This window comes from Arthrobacter sp. TJ-270, assembly GCF_058269075.1.
In genome coordinates this window covers 124,202-144,024 of the sequence record NZ_JBZCNB010000007.1, presented here as the reverse complement: position 1 = coordinate 144,024, position 19,823 = coordinate 124,202, and the positions used below count along the sequence as shown (strand labels likewise).

Annotated in this window: 17 protein-coding genes; all 17 read left to right on the top strand. The window is 63.9% G+C overall.

Going from position 1 to position 19,823, the window contains the following annotated elements:
• The first annotated feature begins 34 nt into the window (after positions 1-34).
• The 17 genes from dinB to AC4D2M_RS13520 all read left to right on the top strand — a co-directional run bounded on the left by dinB (position 35) and on the right by AC4D2M_RS13520 (position 19,788).
• Positions 35-1,279 carry a DNA polymerase IV gene (gene dinB / locus AC4D2M_RS13600; protein ID WP_490892425.1) on the top strand — a complete coding sequence of 415 codons (1,245 nt, stop codon included), beginning with the start codon at positions 35-37 and terminating at the stop codon, positions 1,277-1,279.
• 212 nt (positions 1,280-1,491) lie between these two features.
• Positions 1,492-1,869: an SCO2097 family morphological protein gene (locus tag AC4D2M_RS13595; RefSeq protein ID WP_490892424.1), complete on the top strand. Its 378-nt coding sequence runs from the start codon at positions 1,492-1,494 to the stop codon at positions 1,867-1,869.
• A 285-nt stretch (positions 1,870-2,154) separates the two neighbouring features.
• Positions 2,155-2,586 carry a division/cell wall cluster transcriptional repressor MraZ gene (gene mraZ, locus AC4D2M_RS13590; protein WP_490892423.1) on the top strand — a complete coding sequence of 144 codons (432 nt, stop codon included), beginning with the start codon at positions 2,155-2,157 and terminating at the stop codon, positions 2,584-2,586.
• 214 nt (positions 2,587-2,800) lie between these two features.
• Positions 2,801-3,793, top strand: coding sequence for a 16S rRNA (cytosine(1402)-N(4))-methyltransferase RsmH (gene rsmH / locus AC4D2M_RS13585; RefSeq protein WP_490892422.1), 993 nt, complete (start codon positions 2,801-2,803; stop codon positions 3,791-3,793).
• A gap of 98 nt (positions 3,794-3,891) precedes the next feature.
• Positions 3,892-4,464: a cell division protein FtsL gene (ftsL, locus tag AC4D2M_RS13580; protein WP_490892421.1), complete on the top strand. Its 573-nt coding sequence runs from the start codon at positions 3,892-3,894 to the stop codon at positions 4,462-4,464.
• Between the two features lie 36 nt (positions 4,465-4,500).
• On the top strand, positions 4,501-6,291 hold the full coding sequence (locus tag AC4D2M_RS13575; protein ID WP_490892420.1) for a peptidoglycan D,D-transpeptidase FtsI family protein: 1,791 nt from the start codon (positions 4,501-4,503) through the stop codon (positions 6,289-6,291).
• A gap of 56 nt (positions 6,292-6,347) precedes the next feature.
• Positions 6,348-7,949 carry a UDP-N-acetylmuramoyl-L-alanyl-D-glutamate--2,6-diaminopimelate ligase gene (locus AC4D2M_RS13570; RefSeq protein ID WP_490892481.1) on the top strand — a complete coding sequence of 534 codons (1,602 nt, stop codon included), beginning with the start codon at positions 6,348-6,350 and terminating at the stop codon, positions 7,947-7,949.
• A gap of 6 nt (positions 7,950-7,955) precedes the next feature.
• Positions 7,956-9,479, top strand: a complete 1,524-nt coding sequence (locus tag AC4D2M_RS13565) for a UDP-N-acetylmuramoyl-tripeptide--D-alanyl-D-alanine ligase (RefSeq protein ID WP_490892419.1) — start codon at positions 7,956-7,958, stop codon at positions 9,477-9,479.
• A complete protein-coding gene (gene mraY / locus AC4D2M_RS13560; RefSeq protein WP_490892418.1) occupies positions 9,476-10,579 on the top strand; it encodes a phospho-N-acetylmuramoyl-pentapeptide-transferase in 1,104 nt (367 codons plus the stop codon). Before AC4D2M_RS13565 ends, mraY begins: the two co-directional genes overlap by 4 nt.
• Positions 10,561-12,141, top strand: coding sequence for a UDP-N-acetylmuramoyl-L-alanine--D-glutamate ligase (gene murD / locus AC4D2M_RS13555; RefSeq protein WP_490892417.1), 1,581 nt, complete (start codon positions 10,561-10,563; stop codon positions 12,139-12,141). Before mraY ends, murD begins: the two co-directional genes overlap by 19 nt.
• Entirely contained in the window at positions 12,141-13,505 is a 1,365-nt protein-coding gene (ftsW, locus tag AC4D2M_RS13550) for a putative lipid II flippase FtsW (RefSeq protein WP_490892416.1), read from the top strand. Before murD ends, ftsW begins: the two co-directional genes overlap by 1 nt.
• A gap of 17 nt (positions 13,506-13,522) precedes the next feature.
• A complete protein-coding gene (gene murG / locus AC4D2M_RS13545) occupies positions 13,523-14,647 on the top strand; it encodes an undecaprenyldiphospho-muramoylpentapeptide beta-N-acetylglucosaminyltransferase (protein WP_490892415.1) in 1,125 nt (374 codons plus the stop codon).
• A complete protein-coding gene (gene murC, locus AC4D2M_RS13540; RefSeq protein WP_490892414.1) occupies positions 14,647-16,050 on the top strand; it encodes a UDP-N-acetylmuramate--L-alanine ligase in 1,404 nt (467 codons plus the stop codon). Before murG ends, murC begins: the two co-directional genes overlap by 1 nt.
• Positions 16,047-16,949 carry a cell division protein FtsQ/DivIB gene (locus AC4D2M_RS13535; RefSeq protein WP_490892413.1) on the top strand — a complete coding sequence of 301 codons (903 nt, stop codon included), beginning with the start codon at positions 16,047-16,049 and terminating at the stop codon, positions 16,947-16,949. Before murC ends, AC4D2M_RS13535 begins: the two co-directional genes overlap by 4 nt.
• A 183-nt stretch (positions 16,950-17,132) precedes the next feature.
• Positions 17,133-18,332, top strand: a complete 1,200-nt coding sequence (ftsZ, locus tag AC4D2M_RS13530; protein WP_490892412.1) for a cell division protein FtsZ — start codon at positions 17,133-17,135, stop codon at positions 18,330-18,332.
• Between the two features lie 3 nt (positions 18,333-18,335).
• Positions 18,336-19,052, top strand: coding sequence for a purine nucleoside phosphorylase YfiH/LACC1 family protein (locus tag AC4D2M_RS13525; protein ID WP_490892411.1), 717 nt, complete (start codon positions 18,336-18,338; stop codon positions 19,050-19,052).
• Complete coding sequence (locus AC4D2M_RS13520; protein WP_490892410.1) at positions 19,045-19,788, top strand: YggS family pyridoxal phosphate-dependent enzyme; 744 nt, start codon at positions 19,045-19,047, stop codon at positions 19,786-19,788. Before AC4D2M_RS13525 ends, AC4D2M_RS13520 begins: the two co-directional genes overlap by 8 nt.
• Positions 19,789-19,823 lie beyond the last annotated feature (35 nt).

Here is a 19,823-nt window from a genome sequence, read left to right as displayed (position 1 = left end):
GGTATTGACGGTGCCCGACGCTAGAATGAGGAACATGTCCGTCCGTTCCGACCTCGCGGGTATCGAGGATGCGGACTGCACAATTCTTCACGTGGACATGGACGCCTTCTATGTATCGGTGGAGTTGCTGTCCCGGCCGGACCTTCGCGGCAAAGCGGTAATCGCCGGGTCGCCGTCGGGCCGATCGGTTGTACTGTCGGCCTCCTACGAGGCACGGCGGTTTGGAGTCCGGTCCGCAATGCCCATGGCCACCGCTATGCGGCTCTGTCCCCACGCAGTGATCCTCGAACCGCATCATGACCGGTATGCCGAGGTGTCAGCCTCGGTCATGCAGATATTCGGCACGATCACCCCGCTGGTAGAACAGCTGAGCGTGGATGAAGCGTTCCTCGACGTCGCAGGGTCTCTGCGCCGACTTGGATCACCCAGGGCTATCGGCGAGCTGATTCGAACGACAATTCACCGAGAGCTCGGAATAACGGCCAGCGTGGGTATTGCCTCCACCAAATTCGTGGCCAAGATCGCCTCTACGCGCGCCAAACCGGACGGGCTGTTACTGATCCCGGCCGCACGAACTGTCGAGTACCTGCACACGCTCCCCGTTTCGGCACTGTGGGGAGTGGGTGCCAAGACCCAGGAAGTCCTCGCGCGGTTGGGTATACGGACCGTTGAGGATGTTGCCCGTACGCCCGTGACCGCGCTGCAGCGGACACTGGGTGCAAGCGGAGCCCACGTCCACCGGCTCGCCTGGGGAAAGGACCCCCGTCCGGTCACGGTGAACAGGCAGGAGAAGAGCATCGGTGCCGAGGAGACTTTCGCATCCGATATCGCTGACGACGACACACTTCACGCGGAGCTGCTACGCCTCGCGCACCGAACGGCATTCCGACTGCGGTCAGGGCAACTGCGCGCCGCTGGGGTATCGCTGAAGCTTCGCTACGCGGACTTCTCCACGCTGACACGCTCGCGCCGTCTGCCGGAGCCGGCTGACAGCGCCCATGCGCTGTACACTGCGGCGTGCCAGCTCCTCGAATCGGTCGGAGAGCGCCCGCTCAGCGTGCGCCTCATCGGAATCCGCGCGGAGCGGCTTGAGGGCGCGGCAGGCAGTTCCCATCAACTGACGATCGACCGTCAGGACGACAACTGGCGCCTGGCGGAGCAGGCCCTCGATCAGGTGAACGTCAAATTTGGAGCGTCAATGGTCATGCCTGCCCGGTTGCTGAAACCCCCGTCCGCCACGAGGGACGGACACCAGCCGGATCACGCGGCGGAGGAGTGATTTGGTGTGCGTGGCGGCGGCTTCGTTGCCTTACTGTGGCTTTCCCTCGGACTCAATGCAAACTATCCTTATTAGTAGGGATTCGACCATGTGTTGACCCGCCCAAATCAGCAAGCTGCAGCGAATCCGCGGCGGCGGCAGCCGGGAACTTGTTCCCGGCTGAGTTCGTTGTTGGATTTACGGGATTCGGTATCAGTAGCAAGGAGGCAGTGATGGCACTCTCGGAGCACGAGCAGCGACTGCTTGATCAATTGGAACAGCAACTTCATGCCGACGATCCCAAGTTTGCACACTCTATGGCGTCGAGCAGCAACCGCTCAATGTCCACGCGTCGCATTGTGATCGGATCGCTCGTAACTATTGCGGGTCTCGCGGTACTGCTTTTGGGAATCTGGAACCAGTTCATTCCTCTTGGAGTTCTGGGCTTCCTCGTCATGGGCGCCGGTGTGTACTACGCCACCAGCAAAACAAAGCTTGAAGGATCGACGCCGGGTTCAGGTAAAGCGACCAAGGCGTCCAGTCCTCCGCGCGGTGGTTTCCTCAGCACTCTCGAAGAAAAGTGGGACGAGCGTAAACGGGGTCAACCCTAGCCCCCAACTTCCTCCACTTTCTCCCACGGGGCCCGCCGAAAGGCGGGCCCCGTGACATTTAACGAGCGCCCTCGCGCTCGTCGAGCTGCCGGCGGTTCCGGAGTGTTGAATATCGCTCCACTTCCCTCCACGCTCCTCATTCCGCATCAGTGAGCCACTCCCGGCTGAGAAAAAGGGAGCGACGGGGGCGGTAGTGCATTGACGGGGGAGGATTGTGGAGTAAAGTGGGGGACATAAGAGCGTGGTGGTTGCGCTTGGCCCTCCCGGACGGACAGGCGGTGGCAGATGTTCCTCGGAACACACTCGCCACGGCTGGATGAGAAGGGGCGGTTGATCCTTCCCGCTAAGTTCCGCGACGAGCTGAGTGAGGGTTTGGTTCTGACCAGGGGGCAGGAGCGCTGCATCTACGTTTTTAGTCAGCGGGAGTTCGAGAAGGTCCATGAGCAGATGCGTGAGGCGCCAATCTCATCGCGTCAGGCGCGGGACTACATTCGCGTTTTCCTGTCCGGCGCTTCAGATGAGGTGCCGGACAAGCAGGGAAGGGTGACCATTCCGCCGGCGCTGCGCACCTACGCGGGGCTGGACCGGGAGCTCGCAGTAATCGGAGCGGGAAGCCGCGCTGAGATCTGGGACGCGACCGCCTGGAATGACTATCTCGAAGAGAAGGAAACTGCCTTCTCCGAAACTGACGAGGACGCATTGCCGGGAATCATCTGACAGTGATTGCCAGCCACGAACTACAACACAGCGTTACTGAGTTGCCGGAGGATCTTGGATGAGACCTCCAGCCGCCCAGCGGACGGCTACCTGACTCACCTTCCCCGGAGTCAGGCAGACGGAGGCCAGGTGCGGATGGGGATCTGATCGAAGAACCAACACAACGTTCACACACAGGTGCAGCCTGAACGAGTCAGCAGGAAGGAGCGGGCGTATGGGGGAGGAGCGTCCCACCCAGGAACGGCACGTTCCCGTTCTGCTGGGTCGGTGCATCAACCTCCTCGCTCCCGCCGTCGAAGCTGCCGGCGAGGATGCCGTCGTCGTCGATGCCACCCTGGGCATGGGCGGGCATTCCGAAGCGCTGCTGCAACGGTTCAGTGGACTGCACCTCGTTGGGATAGACCGGGACCGGCAGGCGCTGCGACTCGCCGGCGAGCGACTCGCTCCATATCAAAGCCGCACAGACCTTGTGCACGCCGTCTACGACGAAATCCCCTCGGTGCTCGAGGACCTCGGCATCGACCGGGTGCACGGCGTGCTGTTCGACCTCGGCGTTTCCTCTATGCAGCTTGATGAGCGTGAGCGCGGCTTCGCATATTCCTACGATGCGCCCCTCGACATGAGGATGGACACCAGCACGGGGCAGAGCGCCGCGGATGTCGTGAACACCTATTCCGAGGACGAGCTCCGACGGATTATCCGGACCTGGGGCGAGGAGAAGTTCGCAGGACGTATCGCGTCAGCAGTCTTCGCGGCGCGGCAGGACAAACCGTTCACTACCACCGGCGAACTCGTCGACGTGATTCGCTCGGTAGTCCCCGCTGGTGCCGCCAGAACGGGGGGACACCCGGCAAAGCGCACTTTTCAGGCGCTCCGTATCGAGGTCAACGAGGAACTGTCCGTACTTACCCGCGCAATCCCGGCCGCAATCGACGCGATCGGCGTTCACGGGAGAGTGGTCGTGATGTCCTACCACTCACTCGAGGACAAGATTGTGAAAGCGGCCTTTACGGCTGGAACTCGATCATCTGCACCGGTCGGATTCCCGGTGGAGCTCGAAGAGCACAAGCCGTATCTCAAGACCCTCACCAAGGGCACCGAAGCTCCCACCGATCAGGAGATTGCCGACAACCCACGGGCCGCGTCGGCCAAGCTCAGGGCCGTGGAACGTACTAGAACCAGCACGACAGACAGGAACGCAAGATGAGCCAATCAGTGCAGCAGAGGCCATCTGTGCATCACAGCGCTTCCGCAGCGGGGGGCGCAGTAGCCGGAAATACGGCTCGGGCCCTTCAGCATCCGGCAGTGTCGCATCCTGTCGTGCAGCCAGGGCGGGAGCGACGCCGCACCCCCCTCTCTGTGGTTCCCGCTGCGCCCACGCGCGGCCGGGTCCCTTTCGCCGTGTTCTCGATGGCTGCTTTGATTGCCGCGCTGATCGTTGTCCTCATGCTCAACATCTCGGTATCGAGCAGCCAGTACAAGCTGGTTTCGATGCGCGGAGAGGAAGTAGCCCTCGCTGAGAAGAATCAGGCCCTGACGCAAAAGCTTGAGAACCTCAGGGCGCCGCAAAACCTCGCGGCGGCGGCGCATGAACTCGACATGGTTGCATCCCCGACTTTCGGGACCATTGATGTAGATTCGTTGGCAGTCACCGGAAGCCCGGAACCAGCCAAGGAGTCCGATGCACCGCCAGTTCTTGTACCGGCACCCGCTGTGAACGTGCCGAGCCAAGCTGCTGCCCCTGCCGCCCCGGAGCCGGTAGAGTCCGCCGCGGAATCCGCGGCTGACCTGCCTGAAGCCGCCGCAGCGCCTGCACCTGCAGAGCTCCCGGACGGCGGAACAATTCCGGCACCCACGCAAGCCGCTCCCGGACAGTAAGAGACCCGCACCAAACCGACCCAGCAAGGAACCACGGTGGCACCAGCCGACAACCCCCAGCAGGAAACACGACGGGTCGCGCTCGGGACCGCCAGGCTCAGGGTCGGGCTGGCATTCGTACTGATTCTGCTGATGGTCCTTGGCGTCCGCCTTTTTCAGGTTCAGGGACTGGACTTTGACGGAATGGCCCAGGCGGGCCTGAACAAGCGCCTGGTGACCCAGCAGGTGCCGGCCCTGCGCGGGAGCATCCTGGATGACGAGGGCAATGAGCTGGCGCATACGGTGCAGCGCTTCGACATTGTGGTGGACCAGAGGCTCAGCGGCGGCGAAACCTTTGATCGCTACGATCCGGCGACGGACAAGCGGGTTCAGGACGTCCCTATCGAGCAAGGCTTCCAGGAGCTCTCGGCGATCCTGGGACAGGATGTTCAGGCGCTCAAATCTTCGATCCTGGGCGACGCGTCGTTCGCCTTCGTTGCACGCTCCGTGACTCCTGATGTCCGAAACCAGGTCCTTGCTGTGGGAATGCCCGGCGTATATGCGGATCCCACTACCCTGCGCACCTACCCCTCAGGAGCGGTCGCGGGCTCCATCCTCGGCTTCATGAGCGGTGACGGACGCGCTCTGGGCGGTATCGAGCTCACCCAGGACGAAAAGCTCACCGGAACGCCGGGCAGCCGTACCTTCGAGATCGGCGGCGACGGCATTCGGATACCGTACGCCACCAACGAAGACGTGCCGGCGCAGGACGGCCAGTCAGTGCGGCTCACCATCGATCAGGACCTGCAGTTCTTCGCGCAGCAGACCATTGCCGCGCAGGTGGAGGATTACAACGCGGAATGGGGCAACATTGTCGTTGTTGAGGCGCGCACCGGCGCCATCAAGGCGATGGCTGAATCCACTTCGCCGGATCCGAACGACTATGCCGCCACGGATCCCGTGTTCTGGAAACCACTCTCCGTTACGTCGTCCTTCGAACCTGGCTCGACGACGAAGCTGATCACCATGGCTGCGGGGCTGGAGGAGGGGATTATCGAACCGACCAGCAGGTTCAAGATCCCGCCCACCTACACGATCGACGGACAGACCTTCAAGGATGCGTTCGAGCATGGGACGGAAAAGCGGACAGCGGCGGGAGTCTTCGCCAAGTCGATGAACACCGGAACCGTTATGATCGGCGAGCAGCTGACCAAACAGCAGCGGTATGACTGGTTGCGCAAGTTCGGTATCGGTGAACCCCTCAACGTGGGGCTCAATGGAGAAACGGCAGGCATTCTGCCAACCCCGGACGTCTGGGACGAACGCCAGCAATACACCGTGCTTTTCGGCCAAGGACTGGCGCAGACCGCGCTGCACACGGCCATGGTGTACCAGGCGGTCGCCAACGACGGCGTCCGGCTGCAGCCGCGGCTCATTGATGCCTACATGGACGCGGACGGCACAGAACACAAGGTTCCCCAGGCTGAGGGCACACGGGTCGTTTCCGAGGACACCGCCAAGGAGCTCCACACCTTGCTGGAGACCGTCACGGTGGAAGGATCCGGCGCGTCCGGTGCCCTCGAGGAGTACCGTGTGGGATCGAAGACGGGTACAGCCGAAGCGCCCGGCGCGCAGGGCGGCTACGACGGATATACGTTGTCCTACGCCGGCATGGCGCCTATGGAGGACCCGCAGTACGTCGTGGTCGTGACACTGCAGCGGCCTCAGGGAGACCTGTACTATCTGGTTCCGGGGGAATCCTTCCAGAAGGTCATGAAGTACGTTCTGAACTCGAACAACGTCCCGCCCTCAACCGGTAAGCCCAAAACTTATCCGGTTGTGTACTGATCTCGCAGAGCAGGCCCCACGTGTCCACAAATGAACAGTCCGTTTCCGCTGCGCCCATGCGGCCGGACGTCGTCGTACCGCGAACCATGGATGAGGTTCTTGCCGCGCTCCCACAGGACCTCGCGCCTGTGGAGCGCGTAGCCACAGGGCACGACGACGCCACCCGCGCTACGATCACCGGCGTCACGATCGACTCACGCCAGGTCCGCCCCGGCGACCTGTACATCGCTGTCCCCGGCACGGGCCGGCATGGAGCCGACTTCACGGAACAGGCGGTAGTAGCCGGAGCAGCAGCGGTGCTCACTGACGACGCCGGCACGGCCGCCGCGACGTCGGCTCTGGGCGGTTCCGGGATTCCCCTGTACCGGGCAGCTCCGGTGCGCGACTACGTGGGTCCGCTTTCCGCGGTCGTCTTCGACAGCCAGCCCGCATCCGGCCGCCCTGTCCTCTATGGCGTGACCGGCACCAACGGAAAAACGACCACCACATACTTCCTGAATGCGCTCGGGTCGGCGCTGGGCAAGAGCACCGGCCTGATCGGGACGATTGAGATTCGGGCAGGCGAGACCGTCATTCCTTCTATCCTGACTACCCCGGAATCTCCCCAGGTTCACGGTCTGCTAGCGCTCATGCGCGAGCGCGGCATCGACGCCGCCGCCATGGAGGTCTCCTCGCACGCCATCGAGTACCGACGGGTTGATGGGGTCCGCTTCGATGTCGCTGGTTTTACCAACCTGACCCAGGATCATCTGGATCTCCACGGAAGCATGGAGGAGTACTTCGCCGCGAAGGCGGCCCTTTTCCGGCCGGAACGCGCGGCCCGCGCTGTTGTCCTGGTCGACGACTCGTGGGGCCGCCGCATCGCCGATGAAGCAGGAGTAGACACAGTCACGGTGTCCGTCACGGGAACCGCGGAGGCAGACTGGACCGTCTCGCAGGTGCAGCGGACGGGCCTTGGGCACGCTTTCACGCTCGTCGGTCCGGGGGACGCGCAGCTGCGGCTTCGCTGCGGGCTTCCCGGGAATTTCAACGTGGCGAACGCCGCTCTGGCCGCAGTGATGGTCCTGGCCTCGGGCGTCGGGGTTGCGGAACTGCAGCGCGCAGCGGACCAGCACGATCCATTCACCACCCAGGTGCCGGGGCGCATGCAGCTGATCAGTGAGAATCCCGCAGCGATCGTTGATTTCGCGCACAATCCCGATGCCCTGGCCCTGACGCTGGATTCGGTTCGGGTGCCTGACGCAGACTCCCGTGTGCTGGTTGTCTTCGGGGCGACGGGACAGCGGGACGTGTCCAAGCGCCCCATCATGGGCGCCACGGCGGCGCGCCGGGCAGACGTGGTGATCGTCACTGACGACGACCCTCACGACGAAGAGGAGGCGGGCATCCGGGCAGGTGTGCTCGAGGGCGCCCGTGCTGCCCGCCAATCCGAGCACCTGAACTGCGAGATCGTCGAGGTTTTCCCGCGCTCGGAGGCTATTGACCACGCGGTGTCACTTGCTCGTCCCGGCGACGTGATTCTTGTCGCCGGACGTGGACACGAGGTATGGCAGGAGGTCAAGGGAGTGAATCTTCCGCTCGACGACCGCGTGGAACTGGCGGCCGCTTTGACACGGCATGGATTCTCTGTGCTTTCCGGCAACAGGATAGAGTCCTAGATCGTCATGATTGAATTCAACGCAGCCGACATCGCGGCAGTCACAGGCGGCACGCTCTCGGAGTCGGCTCAAAAGGCTCCCTCCGTCGTCGTCCGTTCGGCCACCACGGACTCACGGGAGAGCCGCCCGGACGGCCTCTTCATCGCCAAGCCGGGTGATTCCACCGATGGCCACAACTTCATAGGCAGCGCCTTTTCCAACGGTGCTGTGCTCGCGCTCGTGGAGCGGGTAGTCAGCGACGACGACGGCACGGACTTTCCGGCCGTGGTGGTACCTGACGTGGTCGAAGCGATGGGCAAGCTGGCTTCCGAAGTGGTGCGCCGTCTCCGCGCGCACTCACCGCTGACGGTCATAGGTATCACGGGTTCGGCCGGCAAGACCACTACCAAGGATGTCCTGGCTCAGCTCCTGCGGCAGGAAGGTCCGACTGTTGCTCCGATCGGTTCGTACAACGGTGAGATCGGTGTTCCATTAACCGTGTTCTCGGCCGATTACGGCACCCGCTACCTGGTTATCGAAATGGGAGCGACCGGCGTCGGACACATTGAGTACCTCGCCTCCATGGTGGCGCCCGACATCGGAATCGTGCTCTGTGTCGGCTCCGCCCATGCGGGGGAATTCGGCGGAGTGGAAATGATTGCGCGGGCCAAGGGCGAACTGCCCCGGTCACTGGGCGCCCACGGTGTGGCGATTCTCAACGGCGATGACGCACGAGTGAGTGCAATGGCCGACGAGACACAGGCACAAACAGTTTTCTTTTCTGAGGATCCGACGTTCGACCGACCAGGCAGCAGCGCCGTCCGGGCGGAGAACGTGCAGCTGTCCGCCGAGGGCAATCCCTGCTTCACGCTGGTCCTTCCGGACGGGGATCGCCAGGAGGTGCGGCCGCTGCTGATCGGGCGGCATCACGTGGCAAACCTTCTCGCGGCTGCCTCCGCTGCCCATGTCCTGGGGATCCCGGGGGAGCGGATCGCCTCCGGGCTCAGCGGGGCTCGGGCGGTCAGCCGCTGGCGCATGGAGCGTACTGATCGGCCGGACGGCGTGACTGTCATCAACGACGCCTACAACGCCAATCCCGAGTCGATGCGGGCGGCGCTTGCAACGCTCGCTGAGCTCGGCCGCGGCCGGCGTACCTGGGCTGTGCTCGGAGAAATGCTCGAGCTGGGGGAGGACTCCGTTCTTGCCCATGACGCGTTGGGCAGGGTGGCTGTCCGGTTGAACATTTCGAAGCTGCTGGTCGTCGGAGAAGGAGCGAAGGCACTTCACACCGGGGCAGTGCTCGAAGGGTCGTGGGGAGACGAAGCGATCTTCGTGCGCGATGTCTCCGAGGCTGAGGAGATCCTGGACAGCGAACTGGAGCCCGGTGACCTGGTACTGGTGAAGTCCTCCAACGGTGCCGGTCTGCGCCATCTAGGGGATCGGCTAGCATTAGCGTCAGACAAATCGACGGCGGTGCCCGAAGCTGACCCGGGGCCACAAGCTGATTCGAACGGACCCGGTCCAATGAACCAGGGGGGCCCCTCGCTGTGATTGCGCTGCTGATTGCCTCAGCGTCCGCCCTTGTTCTTGCGTTGGTCGGAACACCCCTGTTCATCAGGCTCCTCGTTAGCAAAAGCTATGGACAGTTCATCCGAGATGATGGACCCACGGCTCACCACACGAAACGCGGTACCCCCACCATGGGTGGCGCCGTCATTGTGGGATCGGTTGTCCTCGCGTACTTCGCGACCCACCTGATCATGATGACTGCGGATAATTCAGACGGTCCGACAGTGTCCGGGCTTCTGTTGCTGATGGTTACTGTCGGCATGGGCATAGTGGGTTTCTTCGATGACTACATCAAGATCTCCAAGCAGCGCAGCCTCGGGCTCAGTGCACCGGCGAAGATTATCGGGCAGACGATGGTGGGCATTGTGTTTGCCATCCTCGCACTGAACTTTCCTGACGAGAACGGGCGCACACCGGCGTCGACCGCTATCTCGTTTGTGAGGGACACCGCTTTCGACCTGGCGTTCGCCGGTTCGGTCATCGGCGCCATCCTGTTTGTCCTCTGGTCAAATCTCATCATCACCGCAGCCACGAATGGTGTTAATCTCGCTGATGGCCTCGACGGTCTGGCCACCGGCGCGTCTGTCTTCGTTTTTGGTGCCTACATGCTGATGGGTATCTGGCAGTTCAACCAGCGTTGTGCCTCTCCGGACGTGCCCACGAACATCTGTTACGAGGTTCGCGATCCGCTGGATCTTGCCCTGATCGCGGGTGCGATGTGCGGTGCCCTGGTTGGTTTCCTCTGGTGGAACACCTCGCCGGCCAAGATCTTCATGGGCGACACCGGATCACTGGCGATCGGTGGAGCAATCGCCGGCTTTGCGATCCTCTCCCGCACGCAGCTCCTCCTCGTCATCATGGCGGGACTGTTCGTGATGATCACGCTGTCCGTGATCATTCAGGTGGGTTTCTTCAAGTTGTCCGGAGGCAAGCGGGTCTTCAAGATGGCACCCCTGCAGCATCACTTCGAGCTGAAGGGTTGGCAGGAGGTCACGGTGGTTGTCCGCTTCTGGGTCCTTGCCGGTCTGTTCGTAGCCGTCGCGCTCGGCATCTTCTACGCTGAATGGGTTGTACTTCTGTGAGCAATGCCGATGCACAAGACCAGCCCGGCCGCCTTGAGCATCTGACGTCGTGGGACGCCGACTGGGCAGGACTGCGTGTAGTGGTGACGGGGATCGGGCTGTCCGGATTCTCCGCGGCTGACACACTGATCGAACTCGGCGCGCGGGTTGTGGTGGTTGACGCTACAGACTCCGAAGAGAACAGGGCGAAGGCCGACACCCTCCGCATCGTCGGAGCGGTGGATGTCCTGCTCGGGCCCGAAGCGGCCGCTGCGCTCCCACTGGTTGATGGTGAAGCGCCCGAACTGGTGGTGACCTCTCCGGGCTGGCGCCCAACCCAGCCGTTGCTTGCCGCCGCGGATACTCATGGAATTCCGATCTGGGGCGATGTCGAACTGGCCTGGCGTGTACGCGTCCGTAAGGGGCGCCCTACCGCCGAATGGCTGACGATCACCGGAACCAACGGCAAGACCACAACCGTCACACTCGCGGAATCGATGCTCCGCGCAGCGGGCCTTCGCGCCATCGCCGCCGGGAACGTCGGAACGCCGCTGCTTGATGCCATCCGGGATCCGCAGGGATACGACGTTATCGCCGTCGAGCTTTCCAGTTTCCAGCTGCACTGGAGTTCCAGCCTCGCTCCTCTAGCGAGCGTCTGCCTCAATCTCGCGGAAGATCACGTGGACTGGCACGGCGGGTTCGACGCCTACCGTGCGGACAAGGCGAAGATCTACGAGAACACCCGTATTGCGTGCGTCTACAACGCTGAGGCCCCGGCCACTGAGCGGATGGTGGAGGAGGCAGACGTTCAGGAAGGCTGCCGGGCGATTGGTTTCACCACCGATACCCCTGCCATCAGCATGCTCGGAGTCGTGGATGGCCTGCTGGTGGACCGGGCGTACATCGAAGAGCGCAAGGATTCCGCCGCCGAGCTGGCGTCCGTGACGGATCTCGGGGAAGTGGTTCCCCGCCATCTCGTCGCGAACGCCCTCGCCGCCGCTGCGCTGGTGCGGGCAGCAGGGGTTTCTGCGGCTGCCGTGCGCGAGGGAATCCGCAATTATCAGCCCTCCGGACACCGTATCGAGCTGGTGGCTGCCCGGGACGGTGTCCTCTGGATCAACGACTCCAAAGCGACCAACCCGCATGCTGCACACGCTGCCCTGTCGTCCTTCCACAGCGTTGTCTGGATTGCCGGCGGGCTGTCCAAGGGTGTGGACTACAACGATCTGGTCCGAGATAACGCAGGCCGCTTCAAAGCAGCCGTTCTCATCGGCCGTGACAGCTCCGATCTCGCTTCCGCTCTCCGCCGACACGCGCCGGATGTTCCGGTGATAGACCTGGCAGCGGGTCACACTGGTAAGGACGTGTTGCCTTCCCAGCACGTGGGTTCAGACGGCGTCCAGGCCATGCGCGCGGCGGTTACAGAAGCGTTGCGCATCGCCGCGGACGGCGACACTGTTCTCATGGCGCCGGCAGCAGCGTCGATGGACCAGTTTCCTTCCTACGCTCACCGGGGCGCCGCTTTCATCGAGGCGGTTCGCGGGATTGTGGAGGGGCAGGGATTCACCGCTAAGGAGTTGTAATGGTCAGCACGCCCACCCGGCATTCGCGCCGGAAGCCGGCGGTGCGGCAGCACTCCAGCTCCAGCACACCCGAGCCGCGGCCTCCGTCGGGATCCTCCGTTGCCGGGACAGCAGCGATGTCCAAACGTCAACGGATCCTCGGATCGTTCGCTCGCATGTGGCGCTTCCTCGAAGGCTCTGACAGGCAGACCAGCGGCTCAAGCTACTACATGATTCTCGGCACGACGCTCGCGCTGACCGCCATCGGGCTCATGATGGTGCTGTCGGCGTCATCGGTCGAGTCGATCGCCAACGCAGCGTCAACGGTTGAACCCACAGACGAGGGCGCGATTGTCTTCGACTTCTTCTTCAAACAGAGCGTGTATGCGGTGCTGGGCGTGGTGCTTATGCTCATCCTGTCCAGGCTCGGCCCGCGGATCTTCAAGATGCTCGCCTGGCCGGGCCTCGGCGTAGCCATTGTGCTGCTGGTGCTGGTGCTCCTGATCGGCGAGAACATCAACGGCAACCAGAACTGGATCCGGATCGGAAACCAGTCACTGCAGCCCTCGGAACCGGCGAAGCTCGCCCTGGCGCTGTGGTGCGCCACCGTGCTGGAGCGCAAACGCGGCTTGATCAGGAACTGGAAGCACGCGCTCGTACCCGTTGCGCCGCTCGGCGGTATCATCCTCCTGCTCGTGATGCTGGGTGGTGACCTCGGTACGGCGATCATCCTCGGCATGATCATGGCAGCCGCGCTCTTCTTCGCGGGCGCACCCATGAAAATGTTCAGCATCGCCGGGCTTGTGGGAATCGCCCTGGCATTCGGTGCCATCCTGCTGAACAGCACCCGAAGCACCCGTATCGAAGCCTGGCTGCGCCTGAACTGCGACTCGGCGTCGGATCCCTGTTTCCAGTCCAACCAGGGCCTGTTTGCTCTGGCCTCGGGCGGCTGGTGGGGCGTCGGGATCGGGCAGAGCCGGCAGAAGTGGAACTGGATCCCTGAAGCCCACAACGACTTCATCTTCGCCATCATCGGCGAAGAGTTCGGGCTGATCGGCACCCTCGTGGTCATCGCGCTGTTCGGCATCCTGGCCGTCGCGACGCTCCGTGTGGCCCGCCGTTACACCGACCCCTTCGTCCGCATCCTCATGGGATCTATCCTCGTGTGGCTGATCGGCCAGGCTTTCGTGAACATCGGCATGGTTACGGGCGTGCTGCCGGTGATCGGCGTGCCGTTGCCGTTCATCTCCTACGGTGGCTCGGCTCTCACCTTCACGCTCGCTGCCGTCGGTGTTCTTCTTGCCTTCGCGCGGCGCATGCCCCCCGCAGCGGCGGGCACCGTGGCCGCTGATAACGCCGAGACTGCTCCCTCGAAATCCAAGTGAAAGATCAAGAGAACCCATTGACTGAAACTGCTGCCCTGTCGGTTGTCCTCGCCGGCGGGGGGACGGCCGGGCACATCAGCCCGCTCCTCGCCATTGCCCGCGCCCTCGTCGAGGCACGCCCGGACGCCCGTGTGCTTGCCGTCGGCACAGCAGCGGGGATGGAGACCCGTCTGGTGCCCGCGGCCGGCTTCCGGCTTGAAACCATAGAGCGCGTTCCTTTGCCCCGCCGGCCGTCAGTCGACCTGTTCAAGCTGCCCGTCCGCCTCGTCCGTGCCGTGCGGCAGGCGCTGAAGATTGTCGACGCGGCGCAGGCCGACGTCGTCGTGGGTGTCGGCGGCTATGTGTCGACGCCGCTCTACCTTGCGGCGTGGATCCGCCGCGTCCCAGTGGTCATTCACGAAGCAAACGCCCGGCCGGGACTTGCCAACCGGTTGGGAGCCCGCATCGCACGGGCGGTAGCGGTGGCATTCAACGGCACCGGCCTGCCGGCGGAGCAGTGGGTGGGTATGCCGATGCGCCGGGAAATCTCCACCCTGGACAGGGACGCGGACCGCCGTGAAGCGCGTGCGGATCTGGGGCTTGACCCGTCCCTGCCAACTCTCATCGTCACCGGCGGATCCTCCGGTGCCGCGAGTATCAATCGGGCGTTGGCTGCAGCAGCACTGAAGTTGGCCGACGGCAACGCGGGCGGCAACCCTGGGCTGCAGGTCCTTCACATCACCGGACGGGGAAAGCAGGTGACGGGGCCCGACGGCGCACTGCTCGCCGCGGAGGGCTACCGTCAGGTCGAGTATGTGGACGGCATGGAGAAGGTGTATGCGGCGGCCGACCTCTTGATCGCGCGGGCGGGCGCGGCGACTGTCTGTGAAGTTGCGGCGGTTGGGTTGCCGGCCGTCTTTGTTCCGCTGCCCCACGGGAACGGGGAGCAGCGGCGTAACGCCGCGGAGCTGGTTGAGGTCGGCGGAGCCCTCATGATTGACAACGACCGGTTTACCGTCGACTGGCTGCTCACCGAAGCCCTTCCGCTCGTGCAGGACACCGAACGGCTCGGCAAGATGTCTATGGCTGCGGCGCCTCTCGGCGTGCGGGACGCGGACGTGCGCATGGCAAACCTGATTATCGATGCTGCCGGAGGCCGCTGATGAGTACCGTCGTTGAAAGTCTGGGAAAGGTCCATTTCATTGGGCTTGGGGGAGCGGGAATGTCCGCCGTGGCGCGCGTCCTTCTCGGCCGCGCAGTAGCGGTTTCCGGTTCTGATGCCGCCGACTCCCGCGGCCTGCAGGCTCTCGCCGCCCTCGGTGCGCAGGTACACATCGGCCACGACGGCGCCAACCTGGGAGCCGCGGACACCGTTGTTGTGTCCACGGCCATCCGGGAATCCAACCCCGAACTCGTTGAAGCGAAGGCACGCGGACTGCGCATCCTGCACCGGTCCGAGGCGTTGGCCGCCGCCATGGACGGACGCGAGGTGGTCGCTGTTGCCGGCACCCACGGCAAGACCACAACGACGGCGATGATCACCGTCATGCTGCAGGCTTCGGGAGCCAGTCCGTCATTCGCGATCGGTGGTGATGTGGCTGCGCTGGGCGTCAACGCCGAATGGGCTGACGGCGAGGTCTTCGTGGCCGAAGCCGACGAGTCCGACGGATCCTTCCTCAACTACCGCGCCCGTATCGGCGTTGTCACCAATGTCGAAGCTGACCACCTGGACCACTACGGATCCGCCGAGGCTGTGTTTGAATCCTTCGACCGGTTCGCCGCGCTGCTGCCCGCCGGGGACGGTGTGCTGGTCGCGTGCCATGACGACGGCGGCGCTGCTTCCCTCGCGGAGCGGACCGCCGGATCCCGCCGGGTGCGGACCTACGGCTACAACCCGGGCGCAGATGTCCGGATCAGCAGCACCCGTGCACTCGGCAGCACCTCGAACAGCATCCTCTCCTTTTCGGTTGACGGGCTGGAGAGCCAGCAGGAGCTCCAACTCGGGGTCCCCGGCCGACACAATGTCCTCAACGCGGCGGCCGCGTTTGCCGTAGGCCTTGAGCTTGGCGTTGATCCGGCTGCCGCTGCGGCCGGCCTCGCATCGTTCTCCGGTGCCGCCCGCCGCTTCGAGGCGAAGGGGGAGGCCCTCGGTGTGCGCGTATTCGACGACTACGCCCATCACCCCACAGAGGTCGCGGCCGCACTCAGCGCTGCCCGCACTGTTGCGGGTGACCATCGGGTGCATGTCCTGTTCCAGCCTCACTTGTTCTCACGCACGGAGGAATTCGCGGAGGAGTTCGCAGCTGCTTTGTCGCTGGCCGACTCCGTGCGGGTCCTCGACATCTATGCCGCACGGGAAGACCCGGTGGAGGGCGTAACGAGCCGGCTGATCACCGATCGGCTTACGGTTCCCGGAGGCTACGCCCCCAACCCGGAGGAAGCGATGCAGGGAATTGTTGATTCTGCACGCAGCGGCGACATCATCCTGACAGTCGGAGCGGGTGACGTTACCCGCTTCGGTCCGCTGTTGGTCGACCTCCTCGCTGGGCAGGGGAATTCCCGGTGACCTCCCGGCCTCCACGCAAGCCTCGAAGTGTAGGAAGGTCCTCCAGCGGACCGACCGTCAGCGAGACCATCACCGCCGAGAAGCCTGTCCCGGCGCCGGCACCCGACACCGCACGCCCGGAACGCATCTCGGCGTCGAAGGAAGCTCCGGTCGCGTTGCTGGACCGAGATAAGGACTCCGGCACGGTGATAGCGTTTCCGGAGCCTCCCCGACGGCGGCGCAGGAGGTGGTGGCTGACGGGGATCATTTCCGTCGTGGTGCTCCTCGCGGGTCTGATCGCCTACCTCCTTTTTTCGCCCGCCCTGGCGGTGCGCACGCTCGATGTGCAGGGTAACAGCCTGGTGGCGGAAGACGAGGTCACCGCCGCTCTGGCACCGTTGGTAGGCACGTCGCTTACGCGGATAGGCGACGACGATGTCCGCGCGCTGCTTGAGGGATTCGCGCCGATTGAGGATGTTTCCGTAGCGGCGGCTCCGCCGTCGACCCTCAGCGTAACCGTGATCGAGCGCACCCCTGTGGCGATTCTGGAGAACAAGGGGAGGTTCGTCCTGATTGACGCCGAGGGTCGGCAGCTCACAACTGTGGCCGACCGGAAATCCGTTGCGCTGCCGCTTATTGACGGCGGGGCTAATGCAGTCAACAGTGCCGTGTTCTCTTCGATCGCCGATGTGCTCGCCGCCCTGCCTGCGGATATCAGGGAGAGGCTGGTTCACGCTTCCGCCAAGTCAATTGACTCGGTGCAGTTGAAGCTGACCGACGGCAAGACCATCTTCTGGGGCAGCGCCGAGGAAAACGTCGCAAAAGCACGGGTTGTCGAGGCTCTGCTGACTCTCGAGGACCAGGATCCGCCCGTGAAGGTCTATGACGTGAGTACGCCTTCGCGCCCAGTAACTCGGTAAGTTTGCCGACACGCGGGAGGTGGTCATTGCATGCCGGTGACCATGCACCTAGCGTCTCAATAAGAAGTTACTTGACATAACATTAACTTTCAACCTGAAGGTGAATGTTAGTCGGGTAGAAGGTTGGAACCTCCAGCCCACAAAGACCCCACCAGCGCACAGATCGAACAAGGGACACAGGACGTGGCAGCACCGCAGAATTACTTGGCCGTCATCAAGGTCGTCGGCATCGGCGGCGGTGGCGTGAACGCCGTCAATCGAATGATCGAGGTTGGCCTGCGCGGCGTTGAGTTCATCGCCATCAACACAGACGCGCAGGCACTGCTCATGAGCGACGCCGATGTAAAGCTCGACGTCGGCCGTGAGCTTACCCGCGGCCTGGGCGCCGGCGCAGACCCGGAAGTTGGGCGCAGGGCCGCCGAAGACCACGCAGAGGAGATCGAGGAAGTCCTCCGCGGGGCAGACATGGTCTTCGTAACGGCCGGTGAAGGCGGTGGCACAGGCACCGGCGGAGCGCCCGTGGTAGCGCGAATCGCCCGCTCGCTCGGCGCGTTGACCATCGGCGTTGTAACCCGGCCGTTCACCTTCGAGGGCCGCCGCCGTTCCAACCAGGCGGAGACCGGCATCGACACACTTCGCGATGAAGTCGACACGCTCATCGTGATCCCGAATGATCGCCTCCTGTCCATCAGCGACCGCAACGTTTCCATGCTCGACGCGTTCCGTTCGGCGGACCAGGTGCTCCTGTCGGGTGTACAGGGCATCACCGACCTCATCACCACCCCGGGTCTGATCAACCTCGACTTCGCTGACGTGAAGTCGGTCATGCAGGGCGCAGGCTCGGCCCTGATGGGTATCGGATCGGCCCGTGGCGAGGACCGCGCGGTCAAGGCAGCCGAGTTGGCCATCGCCTCGCCGCTTCTCGAAGCGTCCATCGACGGTGCTCACGGCGTTCTGCTCTCCATCCAGGGTGGTTCCGATCTCGGACTGTTCGAGATCAACGAGGCCGCCCGCTTGGTCCAGGAGGTTGCGCACCCCGAGGCGAACATCATCTTCGGCGCCGTGATCGACGATGCACTGGGAGATGAGGCCCGGGTCACGGTCATCGCAGCGGGTTTTGACCAGGTGGATGCGACCTCGCAGCCGGCAGCGCCGGCTGCCAAGCCCGCATCCGCGCCGGCTATCGGTCGGGAACATGCTCAGGCACCGCAGGCGGTTGCCGCCGGAGCCGGTTACGGGTCGTGGTCGCAGCACTCGTCGAACGGCCGGGGTAACGACGTTCCCGGTGACGCCGGATTCGACGTTGACCTCCCCGCGGTGGTCGAGCCCGATTACTCGACCGGACGCTCCGATGATCTGGACGTTCCTGATTTCCTGAAGTAAGCGGTGTTTTTCTGGGCATCGCCTGCAGCGCCCGGCATCCGGGTCGCCTTTACCGACCGTGGCGCGGGGAACCTCGCACCACGGGTCGGAGGCGACCCGGGTGCCGTCGCTCGTTCCAGGCAAGCACTGGAGGGGGAACTGGGAATCGAAACAGGTGCGCTCCATTTCATGAACCAGACCCACTCGACGGTTGTCGCTGAAGTGCGGTCCGGCCATGTGCCGCAGGCTGATGCGCTTGTCAGCCCTACCGGCAATGAGGCACTTGCCGTCCTTGTGGCGGACTGCGTTCCGGTAGTGCTGGTCGGTTCGACTGCGCGCGGTGGATCCGTCACAGCGGTGGTTCACGCCGGACGCAAAGGAGTTGAGGGCAATATCGCGGGACGGACAGTCGATGAACTGCGGCAACGCGGAGCTGGGCTGATCTCAGCCTGGATAGGTCCGTCGGTGTGCGGCAGGTGCTATGAAGTACCTGAACAAATGCGCGAGGAGTTCGCTCGTGCTGTGCCGTCGACCTCCAGCAGTACGCGATGGGGAACCCCTGCCCTCAACCTTCCGGCGGGCGTCCGTGGACAGCTCGAATCGGTGGGCGTGGACGTTCAGGATCTTGGGACGGACAGCACGCTGTGCACCCTTGAGAACGAAAGCCTGTTTTCGCATCGGGCTGTCGGGCAGGGCCGCCCGGTAGGGCGTCTGGCAGGGTTGGTGTGGCGCCGTGGCTGAGGACAGACGGTCTGAACTCGAGTCGAATCTGCGTCAGGTCAACGAGCGCATCGATCGCGCGATGGCGGCATGCGGCCGCACCGACCGACCGGCCCTCATTGTGGTGACGAAGTACTTTCCGCCATCGGATGTGGTGTTGCTGTCCGGGCTGGGCGTGCGGGACATCGGGGAGAACCGGGACCAGGAAGCCGCTGCCAAAGCGGAGGAGGTCTCCGACCCAGGATTGCGCTGGCACTTCATCGGCCAACTCCAGACCAACAAGGCACGATCGGTTGCCGGTTACGCGCACTCGGTCCACTCCGTCGACCGCACGTCACTGGTGAATGCGCTCCAGAAGGCGATGGTGCGGCGTGCCCAGGGCTCCGGGTCGTCGGGGGAGGAGGGCGCGGTGGTCCATCCGGTCCCGCTGGATTGCTATGTGCAGGTGAACCTGTCGGTCGACGAGCCCGGCCGGGGAGGAGCCCATCCTTCGGATGTGCACGAGGTGGCTGCAAGGATTGACGACGCCGGCCTTCTGCGGTTGGCGGGAGTGATGGCCGTGGCGCCGCTCGGCGGTGACCCCCGCGAGGCGTTCAGCCGTCTGGCTGACATTTCGGCCGGCGTCGTTGCCCGCTACCCCGGTGCCACGGGTATCTCCGCGGGGATGAGCAGTGATCTTGAACACGCCATCGAGGCAGGTGCGACACACCTGCGCGTCGGTTCAGATGTTCTCGGTGCTCGCCCTCCTGTGGGGTAGCGTCGACGCTGTAACCGCGGGCAATCCAGGACGTG

Bases quoted from the DNA above. Each gene is read 5' to 3' on its own strand.
- AC4D2M_RS13595 (WP_490892424.1), top strand. From the start codon at position 1,492: ATGGCACTCTCGGAGCACGAGCAGCGACTGCTTGATCAATTGGAACAG.
- murD (WP_490892417.1), top strand. From the start codon at position 10,561: ATGGGTTGTACTTCTGTGAGCAATGCCGATGCACAAGACCAGCCCGGC.
- rsmH (WP_490892422.1), top strand. From the start codon at position 2,801: ATGGGGGAGGAGCGTCCCACCCAGGAACGGCACGTTCCCGTTCTGCTG.
- AC4D2M_RS13565 (WP_490892419.1), top strand. From the start codon at position 7,956: ATGATTGAATTCAACGCAGCCGACATCGCGGCAGTCACAGGCGGCACG.
- ftsW (WP_490892416.1), top strand. From the start codon at position 12,141: ATGGTCAGCACGCCCACCCGGCATTCGCGCCGGAAGCCGGCGGTGCGG.
- murC (WP_490892414.1), top strand. From the start codon at position 14,647: ATGAGTACCGTCGTTGAAAGTCTGGGAAAGGTCCATTTCATTGGGCTT.
- dinB (WP_490892425.1), top strand. From the start codon at position 35: ATGTCCGTCCGTTCCGACCTCGCGGGTATCGAGGATGCGGACTGCACA.
- mraZ (WP_490892423.1), top strand. From the start codon at position 2,155: ATGTTCCTCGGAACACACTCGCCACGGCTGGATGAGAAGGGGCGGTTG.
- AC4D2M_RS13570 (WP_490892481.1), top strand. From the start codon at position 6,348: ATGCGGCCGGACGTCGTCGTACCGCGAACCATGGATGAGGTTCTTGCC.